At 59.6% G+C, this 12,803-nt stretch carries 15 protein-coding genes; 9 read left to right on the plus strand and 6 right to left on the minus strand.

All coding sequences use genetic code 11. The features are described from left to right. Positions 1-4: 4 nt before the first annotated feature. Both KBP52_RS27145 and KBP52_RS27150 read right to left on the minus strand, forming a co-directional pair. Positions 5-2,512, minus strand: a complete 2,508-nt coding sequence (locus KBP52_RS27145) for an ABC transporter permease (protein WP_212621358.1) — start codon at positions 2,510-2,512, stop codon at positions 5-7. Then, positions 2,512-3,195 carry an ABC transporter ATP-binding protein gene (locus tag KBP52_RS27150; protein ID WP_007908572.1) on the minus strand — a complete coding sequence of 228 codons (684 nt, stop codon included), beginning with the start codon at positions 3,193-3,195 and terminating at the stop codon, positions 2,512-2,514. The genes KBP52_RS27145 and KBP52_RS27150 overlap by 1 nt, the downstream gene beginning before the upstream one ends. Positions 3,196-3,205: 10 nt before the next feature. On the opposite strand from KBP52_RS27150, the gene KBP52_RS27155 reads away from it, so the two are divergent. From KBP52_RS27155 to KBP52_RS27165, 3 genes are all read left to right on the plus strand, one after another. Then, positions 3,206-3,811, plus strand: coding sequence for an arylesterase (locus tag KBP52_RS27155; RefSeq protein WP_016985507.1), 606 nt, complete (start codon positions 3,206-3,208; stop codon positions 3,809-3,811). 57 nt (positions 3,812-3,868) lie between these two features. Continuing rightward, positions 3,869-4,162 carry a hypothetical protein gene (locus tag KBP52_RS27160; RefSeq protein WP_007908575.1) on the plus strand — a complete coding sequence of 98 codons (294 nt, stop codon included), beginning with the start codon at positions 3,869-3,871 and terminating at the stop codon, positions 4,160-4,162. Positions 4,163-4,360: 198 nt separating this feature from the next. Continuing rightward, positions 4,361-5,332 (plus strand): L,D-transpeptidase family protein, encoded by a 972-nt coding sequence (locus KBP52_RS27165; protein WP_212621359.1) that lies wholly within the window; start codon positions 4,361-4,363, stop codon positions 5,330-5,332. 125 nt (positions 5,333-5,457) lie between these two features. On the opposite strand, the gene oprI is transcribed toward KBP52_RS27165, so the two are convergent. Continuing rightward, positions 5,458-5,709 (minus strand): outer membrane lipoprotei OprI, encoded by a 252-nt coding sequence (gene oprI, locus KBP52_RS27170; protein WP_003199355.1) that lies wholly within the window; start codon positions 5,707-5,709, stop codon positions 5,458-5,460. A 639-nt stretch (positions 5,710-6,348) separates the two neighbouring features. On the opposite strand from oprI, the gene KBP52_RS27175 reads away from it, so the two are divergent. Further along, a complete protein-coding gene (locus KBP52_RS27175) occupies positions 6,349-6,630 on the plus strand; it encodes a GNAT family N-acetyltransferase (protein ID WP_003226804.1) in 282 nt (93 codons plus the stop codon). Between the two features lie 60 nt (positions 6,631-6,690). Here the strand turns inward: KBP52_RS27175 and KBP52_RS27180 are convergent, their stop codons facing one another. Both KBP52_RS27180 and KBP52_RS27185 read right to left on the minus strand, forming a co-directional pair. Further along, positions 6,691-7,767, minus strand: coding sequence for a 3-deoxy-7-phosphoheptulonate synthase (locus KBP52_RS27180; RefSeq protein ID WP_016985505.1), 1,077 nt, complete (start codon positions 7,765-7,767; stop codon positions 6,691-6,693). A 143-nt stretch (positions 7,768-7,910) separates the two neighbouring features. Continuing rightward, positions 7,911-8,354 (minus strand): PilZ domain-containing protein, encoded by a 444-nt coding sequence (locus tag KBP52_RS27185; RefSeq protein WP_034155250.1) that lies wholly within the window; start codon positions 8,352-8,354, stop codon positions 7,911-7,913. Here KBP52_RS27185 and KBP52_RS27190 point away from each other — a divergent pair. The 5 genes from KBP52_RS27190 to cysB all read left to right on the plus strand — a co-directional run bounded on the left by KBP52_RS27190 (position 8,353) and on the right by cysB (position 12,310). Next, positions 8,353-8,739, plus strand: a complete 387-nt coding sequence (locus tag KBP52_RS27190) for a thioredoxin family protein (protein WP_077573941.1) — start codon at positions 8,353-8,355, stop codon at positions 8,737-8,739. The two genes, KBP52_RS27185 and KBP52_RS27190, sit on opposite strands and share 2 nt — an antisense overlap. Beyond that, a complete protein-coding gene (locus KBP52_RS27195) occupies positions 8,736-9,692 on the plus strand; it encodes a putative 2-dehydropantoate 2-reductase (RefSeq protein WP_212621360.1) in 957 nt (318 codons plus the stop codon). The genes KBP52_RS27190 and KBP52_RS27195 overlap by 4 nt, the downstream gene beginning before the upstream one ends. A gap of 23 nt (positions 9,693-9,715) precedes the next feature. Further along, complete coding sequence (locus KBP52_RS27200; RefSeq protein WP_077573939.1) at positions 9,716-10,621, plus strand: 5'-nucleotidase; 906 nt, start codon at positions 9,716-9,718, stop codon at positions 10,619-10,621. 97 nt (positions 10,622-10,718) lie between these two features. After that, a complete protein-coding gene (locus KBP52_RS27205; protein WP_016985500.1) occupies positions 10,719-11,222 on the plus strand; it encodes a universal stress protein in 504 nt (167 codons plus the stop codon). A gap of 113 nt (positions 11,223-11,335) precedes the next feature. Continuing rightward, positions 11,336-12,310, plus strand: coding sequence for an HTH-type transcriptional regulator CysB (gene cysB, locus KBP52_RS27210; protein WP_007908591.1), 975 nt, complete (start codon positions 11,336-11,338; stop codon positions 12,308-12,310). Positions 12,311-12,319: 9 nt separating this feature from the next. Here the strand turns inward: cysB and KBP52_RS27215 are convergent, their stop codons facing one another. After that, entirely contained in the window at positions 12,320-12,802 is a 483-nt protein-coding gene (locus KBP52_RS27215) for a GreA/GreB family elongation factor (RefSeq protein WP_137217767.1), read from the minus strand. Between the last annotated feature and the right edge of the window lies 1 nt (position 12,803).

Here is a 12,803-nt window from a genome sequence, read left to right on the forward strand (position 1 = left end):
TCTATCAACCCTCACGCAACACTGTCAGTGGACTTGCGTTGAGCGCCCGACGCGTACCGAATACGCCGGCACCACCAATCAGCGCCGCGCCAATCAACGGCAGCACCAACAACCACGGATGCGGATGCCACGGCAGATCGAACGCGTAGCGATACAACACCAGACTCACCACTTCCGAGCCGATCGCCGCGAGCAAGCCGCTGACCGCACCGAGCAAGCCGAACTCGATGCGCCGCGCCTTGATCAGCAACTGCCGCTCCGCACCCAAGGCCCGCAACAGCGCACCTTGGCGAATACGTTCATCGAGCGTCGACTGCAAGCCGGAAAACAGTACGGCCATGCCCGCAGCCAAAACAAACAACAGCACATATTCGACCGCCAGGGTGACTTGGGCGAGGATGCTGCGCAACTGCTCGAGCAGCGCTTCGACCTGAAGAATGGTCACCGCCGGGAACGTGCGTGACAGTTCGACGATCTGCTGGTCATGACCTGGCGCCAGATAGAAGCTGGTCAGATAAGTCGCCGGCAGATCCTTCAACGTGCCGGGCTGGAAGATCATGAAGAAGTTTGGCTGAAAATTGTCCCAGTTGATCTCGCGCAGGCTGGTGACCTTCGCCTCGCGATTGACCCCGCCGACACTGAACACCATGTGATCGCCGAGTTTGAGCTTGAGGCTTTCGGCGACTTTGCCTTCCACCGATACGCCGGGAACGCCGTCGGTTGGCTGATCCTTCCACCATTCACCCGCAGTGAGCTTGTTGCCCGCCGGTAAATCAGCGGCCCAGGTCAGACTCAAATCTCTTTGAATGGCGCGGTCGCCCGCCGAATCCTTGCTGACAATTTGCTGCACGGCGTCGCCGTTGATGCTGATCAGCCGTCCCGGTACCACCGGATACAGTGGCGCCGCTTGCGCGGAGACCTTGATCAGGTGATCGGTGAAGGCCTGTTTGTCTGCCGGCAGAATGTTCAGGGCAAAATAGTTGGGAGCGTTTTTCGGTAGCTGGTTTTGCCAGGTGTCGAGCAGTTCGCCACGCAGCAGGGCGATCAAGGCCATCGACAGCAGAATCAGGCCGAATGCCAGCGACTGACCAGCCGCTGCCAAGGGATGGCGCAGCAACTGGCCCAGACCCAACCGCCACGGCAGCGAAGCACGGGCGAGCATCCGCCGCAGGCTTTGCAGCAGTAACAACAGCAGACCGCCCAACACCAACGCGGCAACTACACCACCACCACCGAGCAAGGCGAATGTCAGCAGCAGATCGAGGCTCAGGCGCCACATGATCAGGCCGAGCGCACCCAAGGCTGCGCCGTAAACCATCCACGTACTCGACGGAATCGGCAACATGTCCCGGCGCAGCACACGCAGCGGCGGCACGCGACCCAATGCGGCCAGCGGCGGCAAGGCGAAACCGGCCAAGGCCACCAGCCCGGTGCCGATCCCGGCGATCGCTGGAAACAGACCGCCCGGTGGCACGTCGCTTGGCAACAAATCATGCAGCAGTGCGAACAAGCCCAGTTGTGCCAGCCAGCCGAGCAACGCCCCGCTGAGCGCGGCGAACAAGCCGAGCACGGTCAACTGCAAACTGAACAGCACCATGGTTTCCCGGCGCGATAGGCCGAGGCAGCGTAGCAAGGCGCTGGCATCAAAGCGGCGACTGGCAAAACGGTTGGCCGACAACGCCACCGCGACCCCGGCCAACAGCACGGCGACCAGACTGGCCATGTTCAGATAACGCTCGGCCTTACCGAGTGCGCCGCCAATCTGCCGGTTGCCATCGCGGGCATCCTGAATCCGCTGATTCGCGGCGAGCCCAGGCTTGATCAGTTGCCGATAGGTTTCCAGCGCCTGCGGTTCACCGCGCCACAGTTCGCGGTAACTCACGCGGCTGCCGGGTTGCACCACGCCGGTAGCAGCGAGGTCATCAATGTTGATCATCACTCGGGGCGTGAGGCTATAGAAGTTGCCGGCGCGATCCGGTTCATACGTCAGCACGCGGGACAGTTTCAACGTCTTCATGCCGACATCGATGCTGTCGCCGATCTTCAGATCCAGTGCGGTCAGCAGGCGTGCCTCGACCCAGGCTTCGCCGGGTTGCGGTTCACCGCCGGTTTCTTCGGTGGCGAAAGGCGCTGGCGCGCTCTTCAGTTCGCCGCGCAACGGATAGGCGCGGTCGACGGCTTTGATGCTCGACAGCTGAATGCCGCTGTCAGTGGCGATGACGCTGGAAAACTCCACCACCTGCGCATGATTCAGGCGAAGTTCTGTGCCGCTGCGAATCTGTTCTTCACGGGCCGGAGAGCTGCCTTCGAGAACCAGATCGGCGCCGAGAAATTCGGTCGCGCGCAGCATCATGGCGCCGTTCAGGCGGGCGCCGAAATAACCGATGGCGGTACTCGCCGCCACCGCCACGACCAGCGCAAAGAACAACACGCGCAATTCACCGGCGCGGGCATCGCGCATGAGTTGGCGTATGGCGAGACTGAACAGACGCAACAGCGGCAAACGTGCCATCAAGGCTCCAGAGGGGCGACCAACAGCCCGGCTTCAAGACGGATCAGGCGCCGGCAGCGATGGGCCAGGCGTTCGTCGTGGGTCACCAGCACCAGGGTGGTGCCGCGTTCCTTGTTCAATTCGAAAAGCAGATCGCTGATGCGCTCGCCGGTGTGGCTGTCGAGATTGCCGGTGGGTTCGTCGGCGAACAGCACGTCGGGCTCGGCAGCAAAGGCACGGGCGATTGCCACGCGCTGCTGCTCACCACCGGAGAGTTGACGTGGCGAGTGAGTCAGACGCTGGCCGAGGCCGACGCGCTGGAGCAATTCAGTCGCACGTTCACGGGCATCTTTGCGGCCATCAAGTTCCAGCGGCAGCATGACGTTTTCCAGTGCGTTGAGACTGTCGAGCAACTGAAAGGACTGGAAGACGAAACCGACATGCTCGGCACGAATGCGTGCGCGCTGGTCTTCATCAAGATTGCTCAGGCCCTGGCCGGCGAGAATGACTTCGCCGCTGCTCGGCAGGTCGAGACCGGCGAGCAGGCCGAGGAGGGTGGATTTGCCCGAACCGGATGCGCCGACGATGGCCAGGCTATCGCCCTTGTTCAGTTCCAGGCTGAGTTCGTGCAGGATAGTCAGTTCACCTTCCGCGCTGGGAACCACTTTGCTGAGGTTCTTCGCGGTGAGAATGCTTGCGCCCATGGAGAATCCGATGCGTGTGTGGTTTTTGAGTGCTGGCCTGGCCTTGATGTGCATGGCCCAGAACGCAGCGGCGGGTACTGTCCTGATCGTTGGCGATAGTATCAGCGCCGGTTTCGGACTGGATACCCGCTTGGGGTGGGTGTCGTTGCTCGAACAACGGCTCAAACAGGAGGGTTTCGACGACAAAGTGGTCAATGCCTCCATCAGCGGCGACACCAGTGCCGGAGGCCAGGCGCGGCTGCCCGCGCTGCTTGCAGAGCATAAGCCTGAGCTGGTGATCCTTGAACTCGGCGGCAACGATGGCTTGCGCGGAATGCCGCCAACTCAATTGCAACAAAATCTTGCCTCGATGATCGACAGCTCGCGTCAGAGCGGGGCCAAGGTGCTGTTGCTCGGCATGCAACTGCCACCCAACTACGGCAAGCGTTACACCGATGCCTTCGCCGAGGTCTACGGCAAACTCGCCGACGATAAAAAAATCCCGCTGGTACCGTTTTTCCTCGACGGCGTCGGCGGTCATCCGGACTTGATGCAGGCCGATGGTCTGCACCCGGCGGCCGGGGCTCAGGGCAAGTTGCTGGAAAATGTCTGGCCGACGCTAAAACCGCTGTTATGAGGCTTTTCTAAGGGCAGGCTTTCGGCTAATGTGGCGCCCCCTTATTTGGAGCCCCCGATGTCGCGTTCTGCCTGGTCCCTGTTTGCCTACCAACTGATCGAGCCTGACGAGCAGCTGGATCTGTTCGCCTGCCAGGAAGTGCGGGTGCATCTGGTGACGCGGCAACTCGAACTCGGTGGCTCGGCCGATCGCACTCTGTGCGGCAGCCTGTTGCCAGCGCAGCCGCGCTGGTCGAGTGTGGATCGCCGGGTGTTTCAGGATCAGCGTCTGTGTTCGCTGTGCCGGGCGATTCTGGAGTCGCAAAAGCGCGGCACCTCGCCGATCTGGCCGGAGTTGCGTTTCGAGCTCTGATTCTGTGGGAGCCGAGCTTGCTCGCGAAGAAGCCATGTCAGTTAACATTTTTGGCGACTGACCCACCGCTTTCGCGAGCAAGCTCGCTCCCACCTGGAACACCTTGTCGCCTGCAATGGGGTGATCTCCCCGAATATTCAAAGCGCGGTGTACAATCGCGCTCTTATACCCTTGTTGATCATGCGAAGGATTTTCCGGATGTTGCCGCGCTTTCCTGCCGTCACCCGCTGCCTGTCACTTGCCGCCCTGTGTGTGGCCGGTCCCGTTGCTGCATTGGAGTTTCCCCTGCCACCACCTGGTGAAGACATCATCGGTCAGGTGCAGGTGATCAAAGCCAAGTACGAAGACACCTTCGCCGATCTGGGCACCAAGTACGATCTGGGTTACTCGGAGATGGTCGCGGCCAACCCGGGCGTCGATGCCTGGTTGCCGGGCGCCGGCACCGAAATCGTTTTGCCGACCCGTTTCATTCTGCCGCCGGGCCCGCGCGAAGGCATCGTGATCAACCTCGCCGAATACCGCCTCTACTACTTCCCGAAAGGCAAGAACGTGGTGTACACGTTCCCGCTGGGTATCGGTCGTGAAGGTTGGGGTTCGCCGATCGCGCACACTTCGATCACCGCCAAGACGCCAAACCCGACCTGGACGCCTCCAGCGTCGATCAAGGCGGAACACGCCGCTGATGGCGACCCGCTGCCAAACGTAGTGCCGGCCGGCCCGGACAATCCGCTGGGCCCGTTCAAGTTCACTTTAGGCACCCCGGGCTACCTGATCCACGGCTCGAACAAGAAATTCGGTATCGGCATGCGCACCAGCCACGGCTGCTTCCGCATGTTCAACAACAACGTGCTGGAAATGGCCGGCATGGTCCCGGTCGGTACGTCGGTGCGCATCCTCAACGATGCCTACAAGTTCGGCAGCAGTGGCGGCAAGGTTTATCTGGAAGCGCACACGCCGATCGACGACAAGGGCAACCCGTCGGTGGTCGACAAGCACACCGCAGTGATCAACGCGATGCTCAAGCGTGAAGACGTCACCAGCAACCTGCGCGTGAACTGGGATGTGGTACGGGATGTAGTTGCGGCCGAAGATGGCCTGCCGACGGAAATCGGTACACCGAGTACCTCGGCGCCGATGGTCTCGAACACACCGATCGATTTGCAGCAGTAAGTCGGCGTTCAGAACCCGCCAATGCGTAAAGCGTCGGCGGGTTTTTTATTGCCCGGACAAAAGTTTCAGGCACAAAAAAGCCGACCCAGACATCGGATCGGCTTGATAACAATCCCGAGGGATTATTACTTGCGGCTAGCTTTGTCCAGCATGCGCAGAGCACGCTCGTTAGCTTCGTCAGCAGTCTGTTGTGCTTTTTGAGCAGCAGCCAGAGCTTCATCAGCTTTACGGTAAGCTTCGTCTGCACGAGCCTGGGAGCGAGCAGCTGCGTCTTCAGTAGCGGTCAGACGTGCTTCGGTTTCTTTCGATGCGCTGCTGCAACCGGTAGCCAGAACTGCGGCCAGAGCCAGAGCAGAGAATTTCAGAACGTTGTTCATCGTGTTCCCCTTCAAGGACTTTCAAATTAAGTGACTGTCTCCTCACGATTGAGGAAATAGCCGGCGTACATACTACCCATTACTTGTAGTAAGTAAACTGACGTAAGGCAAGAAGCAAAAAAAATTGTAGGCGTTGATTCTTTTTCGAGCAACTTTTAACTGCACTGTTTAAAAAATACCCAGCTGCAAGCCCCGAGCTGAGCGAGTTAATGAGAAAAAGTTCCCGTTGCCACGTGCTGTTTTTGCAGTCTTGGCTAAAGTCTGTCTAGATGAATTCGTCCACACTTTTGTTCCGATTTTGCGCGCTGCTTCGCTTATCTTTGTGCATGTTGAGGTGACTTTAAAAAAGGCTGCACGTCTTAAGTCTCAACATCCGGCAATGTTCAGGTGAGTGGCCCGGGAAGATCTTCTCCCCAGTCACCTCTGCGTCCCTCGGAGCAACCCCCGTCAACCCGCTTGATGACGAGCGTACCTTGAGCATTTTTGCCAATGGTGCCTACTATTTATCAGGTGCCAGGTTGCGCGAGATCGGTGTGGCTCTTCTCGGTGTCCATCAGGCACGGGGTGGCGTAGATGTTCCTTCGCCGGAAAAACATCGGTAAGGTAGGGGTCAGAACTCAAGACCCGCGAGGAGTAGTGATGAGCGAGGCGTTGTCCATCCACCATGACCAGGCTGGTCATCAGTTCGAGACCAATGTGGACGGTCATCGTGCCTACCTGACCTATATGGATCTGGGAAAACAGACCCTGGATATTTATCGCACGTTTGTGCCCAACGCCCTGCGTGGCCGTGGCATTGCTGCAGCGCTGACCGAGAGCGCGCTGCAGTACGCCGAAGAAATGGGCTACACGGTGATCCCGTCGTGCTCCTACGTCGAGCGCTACATGGAGCGCCATCAGCGTCGCGCCGCCAAGATCTGAATCGCACACACAAAAACGCCGGGCATTGCCCGGCGTTTTTTTATGCCTGTAAAACGCTGATCAACTGCGCTGGCGTTTCGGCAGAACATCCTTGAGCTTGGCGTGCATGCTGCGCAGGGTGTTCTCGGTGGCGGACCAGTCGATGCAGGCATCGGTGATCGACACGCCGTATTGCAGGTCGGCGAGGTCTTTCGGAATCGCCTGGCAGCCCCAGTTCAGGTGACTTTCGACCATCAGGCCGATGATCGACTGGTTGCCTTCGAGGATCTGGTTGGCGACGTTCTCCATCACCAGCGGTTGCAGGGCCGGGTCCTTGTTGGAGTTGGCGTGGCTGCAATCGACCATGATGTTCGGCTTGATCTTCGCCTTGTCCAGCGCCTGTTCGCACAGGGCCACGCTGACCGAATCGTAGTTCGGCTTGCCGTTGCCACCGCGCAGCACCACGTGACCGTAGGCGTTGCCTTTGGTGGTGACGATCGACACGCCACCTTCCTGGTTGATACCGAGGAAACGGTGTGGGCTGGACACCGACTGCAAGGCGTTGATCGCCACAGTCAGACCGCCGTCAGTGCCGTTCTTGAAGCCGACGGCCGAGGACAGGCCGGAAGCCATTTCCCGGTGAGTCTGCGATTCGGTGGTACGTGCGCCGATCGCCGACCAACTGATCAGGTCCTGCAGATACTGCGGGGAGATCGGGTCGAGGGCTTCGGTGGCGGTTGGCAGGCCTTTTTCGGCCAGATCCAGCAGCAACTGACGACCGATGTGCAGACCGTCCTGGATCTTGAACGAGTCGTCCAGGTACGGATCGTTGATCAGGCCTTTCCAGCCAACGGTGGTGCGTGGCTTCTCGAAATACACGCGCATGACCAGATACAGGGTGTCGGAGACTTCCGCCGCCAGCACCTTCAGGCGATCGGCGTACTCGTGGGCAGCCTTGATATCGTGGATCGAGCATGGGCCGATCACTACGAACAGACGGTGGTCGGTGCCATCAAGAATGTTGCGAATGACTTCGCGGCCCTTGGTGACGGTGCGCAGGGCAGCATCGCTCAGAGGGATATCACGCTTGAGCTGATCGGGAGTGATCAGGGTCTCGTTAGAGGCGACGTTTAGGTCGTTGATCGGTAAATCAGCCATCGTTTACTCGTCAGGTCACGGGTGCCGGCCGCCAGCGATCCCCGCGCGGCGGAGCACAGCAGATTTAAGCGCGTCGGGGAGCGGAACCTTAGCGCGTAAAGCGCCTGCTCGACAATGGGCATGTAACGGTTTAGAGAAGACGGTCAGTCCAGCACTGGCTGGGCGAAAGCCTTGCGCACGCTGTCGTGGGAGAACTCGTCGGCGTGTTGCTCGACCCATTGCAGGGCCACCGCCTGAATTTCTTGCAGGTCATCGTGGGTATCGTGCATGCGGCAGTAGCGCTCGATCTGACACACTTGCTCACCCATTCGCGCACTGAACAGCGTCTGCTCATCGGTGAAGGCGATGCCCACCAGATAGCCTTTTTTGCGCCGCAGACACCACGCCACGTAGCCCGGGTAACAAATGTCGGCATTCAATGACGGCATGCGCACCTGCAGGGCTGTGCCATGGCGCCAGGCACGGTGGTAATTGCAAGCAATGCCGCCGAGGCTGATAGTGTGCAGCTGTTGCCTGGAAATACACTCAGGCTTGAGCAAGGTTAATTCAACCGGCACCTCGTCCGGATGAGGAATGAAACGTCCCATGAGCACAGACTCCCTGTGTCGGTCATTTGACATTGTTTCCCCCAGTATAGTGGTCGATTCCGAACTGACCGATTTCGACGCCGATCAACGGCTATTGGCGATGAGCGGCGTTTCGCTGGTGATTTTCACCAGTGTCGGCTGCGCCAGTTGCCGTTATGCCCGCGAAGTGTTGCCGGCTATGGCGTTGGCCATCGATCGCCTGTGCTGGATCGATGCCGGTGACAACGGCGGGTTGGTCGAGCGCTATCAGGTCTTTCATTTGCCGGCGCTGTTTGTGGTGCGCGACGGTGAGTTCTTTGGGGCATTGCACACGCGCCTGACGGCCGATGCGCTGAACGCAGCGCTGGCGCAGGCACTGGATCGAATTGCAGAGGAGTTGCCATGATGGGGGCAGTGAATAAACCGGTCGTAGGGATTATCGGTACCGGCGCAATTGGGGGGTTTTACGGTGTGATGCTGGCGCGTGCCGGTTTCGATGTGCACTTTCTGTTGCGCAGCGAGTTTTCAGCGGTGGCCGAGCGCGGTTTGCACATCAACAGCGCGGTGCATGGCCCGCTGACGTTGCATCCGGCGCAGGCCTATTCGTCGGCCGAAGACATGCCCAAATGCGACTGGCTGTTGGTGGGGGCAAAAACCACCAGCAACGCCGGCCTGGCCCCGTCGATCATTCAAGCGGCCAAACCCGATGCGAAAGTGCTGGTCCTGCAAAACGGTCTCGACGTCGAAGACAGCTTGCGTGATCTGCTCCCCGATTCCCTGCACCTGCTGGGCGGTTTGTGCCTGATCTGTGTGCATCGCGAGGGGCCTGGACAAGTCACCCACCAAGCCTTGGGCGCGGTGAACGTCGGTTATCACAGCGGTCCTTCCAGCGATGACGCCGCACGTATGGCGATTGTCGAGGAGGGTTCCGGGTCGTTCCGCGCTGCCGGGATCGATTCCCAGGCAATGCCCAATCTGCGGCAGGCGCGCTGGCAGAAACTGGTGTGGAATATTCCCTACAACGGGCTTTCGGTTCTGCTCGGCGCCAGCACCACACCGTTGATGGCCGATGCCGACAGCCGCGCGTTGATCCAGGCGTTGATGGCCGAAGTGGTGCAGGGCGCCAAGGCGTGCGGCCATGACGTGCCGCCGGGATACGCCGACTATCTGTTCATGATGACCGAGAAAATGCCCGACTACTGGCCGAGCATGTACCACGACTTTTTACACAAACGCCCGCTGGAGCTGCAAGCGATCTACGCTCGGCCGCTGGCGGCAGCGAAAGCCGCGGGTTGTGAGTTGCCGCGAATCGAAGCGTTGTATCGCAATTTGAGTTTTATCGACCGGCGCAACGTTTAAGCCGGTCGCTCTGGGGGGAAGGCATGGCCAAGAACATCGATGACAAACTGGTGCTGGCGATTTCGTCGCGCGCCTTGTTCGACCTGAGCGAGAGCCACAAGGTCTATCTGTCGGGCGGCGTCGAAGCCTATCGGCAATATCAGATCGAACACGAAGACGAGATCCTGGCGCCCGGCGACGCCTTCCCGCTGGTGGAAAAACTCCTCAGCCTGAACAGTCGCCTCGGCCGTGCGCGGGTCGAGGTGATTCTGGTCTCGCGCAACAGCGCCGACACCGGCCTGCGCGTGTTCAACTCGATTCACCATTACGGTCTGGCGATTTCCCGCGCGGCGTTTGTCGGCGGGCGCAGTCCGTATCCTTATTTGAAAGCGTTTGGTTGCGACCTGTTTCTTTCGACCCATGCCGAAGACGTGCGCGCGGCGCTGGACGCCGGATTCGCCGCCGCAACGATTCTGTCCGGTGGCGCCAGTCGCGCGGCCAGTGACGAATTGCGCATCGCCTTCGACGGTGACGCAGTGATTTTTTCCGACGAGTCGGAGCGCGTTTATCAGTCCGGCGGGCTGGAAGCATTTCAGGCCAAAGAGCGCGAAGCAGCTCGTGAGCCTTTGCGCGGTGGGCCGTTCAAAGGCTTTCTGGCGGCGCTCAATTTGCTCCAGCGGGAATTCCCCGACGATGATTGCCCGATCCGTACGGCGCTGGTCACCGCGCGTTCGGCGCCAGCGCATGAGCGGGTGATCCGCACCTTGCGTGAGTGGGACATTCGCCTCGACGAGTCACTGTTCCTCGGCGGCCTGACCAAATCGGCATTCCTCGAAGCGTTTGCCGCCGACGTGTTTTTCGACGATCAGGCCGGCCACTGCGAACTCGCCCGCGAAGTCGTTGCCACCGGCCACGTGCCGCACGGCATCAGCAACGAACCGTCGGTCTAAAGCCCTTTGGTTCAAGACGTTGCGTCGCCCGTCGTAGTCGCCAAGGCACTGCTAAGCTGAATCAAATCTCCGCCATGTTGGCACGCGAGGAGGTCATATGATTCGTTCGATGCTGTATGCCACTGACCTCGGTCTGTACGCACCGTTAGTGATGCAGCATGCCCTGGCGTTGGCGCGAACGTTCAATGCCGATCTGTACGTGGTGCACGCGGTGGAGCCGATGGGGCTGTTTGCCGAATCGGTGTTGCAGAGCTATCTCGACGAGCAGGCATTGAACGAATTTCATAGCCAGGGTCTGAAAACTGTCATTGCCAATATCGAGCAGCGGGTGCTGGACAGTTTTCGCGAAGAACTGGGGGATGAAGGCGAGCAGGATCTGCAGCGCATTCGCGCCGTGCGCGTGCTGCAGGGCGATCCGTCGCAGGTGATTCTCGACCAGGTGCAGAAACTCTCTGTCGATCTGCTGATCGTCGGCAGTCACAGCCACGGGGTCGGCGCGGAAACGCCGTTGGGGCGCACGGCGGCGCGGGTCCTGCAATTGGCCAAGGTGCCGGTTTATCTGGTGCCGTTAGTGGAGCGTCGGCGGCGGGAGGATCGCTAAGGCAGGAATAATGGCGCTTTGATAAAAAAGTTCTAGATTTATTCTCCAAACCATTAATATAGTTATATACCGTCGCTGATGCCCGTGGCGTCTACCTGCTTTGAGGGATACATATGAAGCTTCAACAATTGCGCTACATCTGGGAAGTGGCGCACCACGACCTCAACGTTTCCGCTACAGCCCAAAGCCTTTACACCTCGCAACCGGGCATCAGTAAACAAATCCGCCTGCTGGAAGACGAACTCGGCGTCGAAGTGTTCGCCCGCAGCGGCAAGCACCTGACCCGCGTGACCCCGGCCGGCGAGCGCATCATCACCACTGCCGGTGAGATTCTGCGCAAGGTCGAAAGCATCAAACAGATCGCCCAGGAATTCTCCAACGAGAAAAAAGGCACCCTGTCGATCGCCACCACCCACACCCAGGCACGTTATGCACTGCCGCCGGTGATCAGCAATTTCATCAAGCAATACCCTGACGTAGCGCTGCACATGCACCAGGGTTCGCCGATGCAGATCGCCGAAATGGCCGCTGACGGCACCGTCGATTTTGCCATTGCCACCGAAGCGCTGGAGCTGTTTGGCGATCTGGTGATGATGCCGTGCTACCGCTGGAACCGTTGCGTGGTCGTGCCGCAGGGCCACCCGCTGACCAAACTGCCGAAGCTGACCCTGGAAGCACTGGCCGAATACCCGATCGTGACTTATGTATTTGGTTTTACCGGTCGTTCGAAACTCGACGAAGCTTTCAGTCATCGTGGTCTGACACCGAAAGTGGTGTTTACCGCGGCCGACGCCGACGTGATCAAAACCTACGTACGTCTGGGCCTGGGTGTGGGCATCGTCGCTAAAATGGCGGTCGACACCAAACTCGACAACGACCTGGTGGTGCTGGATGCCAGCGAGCTGTTCGAATCGAGCATTACCAAAATCGGTTTCCGTCGCGGCACTTTCCTGCGTGGTTTCATGTGCGACTTCATCGAGAAGTTCGCCCCGCACCTGACCCGCGAAGTCATGGCCAAAGCCATTCAGTGCCACAACAAGCAGGAACTGGAAGAACTGTTCGACGGCGTCGAACTGCCGGTTCACTGATTCGTTGAATCAAAGCACCTCGGTGACAGCAAACTGTTGCCGGGTGCCCGCCACCAGAATCTCCACCTCATCGCCTTCGCACTTGCCCAGCAGACCTTTGCCCAGCGGCGAGCGCGGGGTGATGACGGTTATCGGCTGACCGACCACATCGACTTTCAGTCCTGCCGCATCCGGCGCCAGAAACAGCCATTGCTCGCGACCCTTTTCGTCTTCCAGGCCGAGCAGGGCGCCGACTTCAATGCCGCGATTTTCGTCATAGGCACGCAGCGTCAGGTTCTGACACAGCGCCAGTGACTGACGAATTTCCTCGACCCGTTTCGCTTGCCCGGCTGCCAGGTACGACGCCTCCAGACCCAGCGTGTCGTACTTGTTTTCGGCGATGTTTTCTTCGTGAGTCGCGGTTTCGTAAGCGGTTTGCGCGGCACGTTCGGCGATGTCGAGATCGACGCGCAGTTTGTCGAGAATCAGCTGGTGAACCGTGTGTTTGTTCATG

This window comes from Pseudomonas sp. SCA2728.1_7 (genome assembly GCF_018138145.1).
Classification (GTDB): domain Bacteria; phylum Pseudomonadota; class Gammaproteobacteria; order Pseudomonadales; family Pseudomonadaceae; genus Aquipseudomonas; species Aquipseudomonas koreensis_A.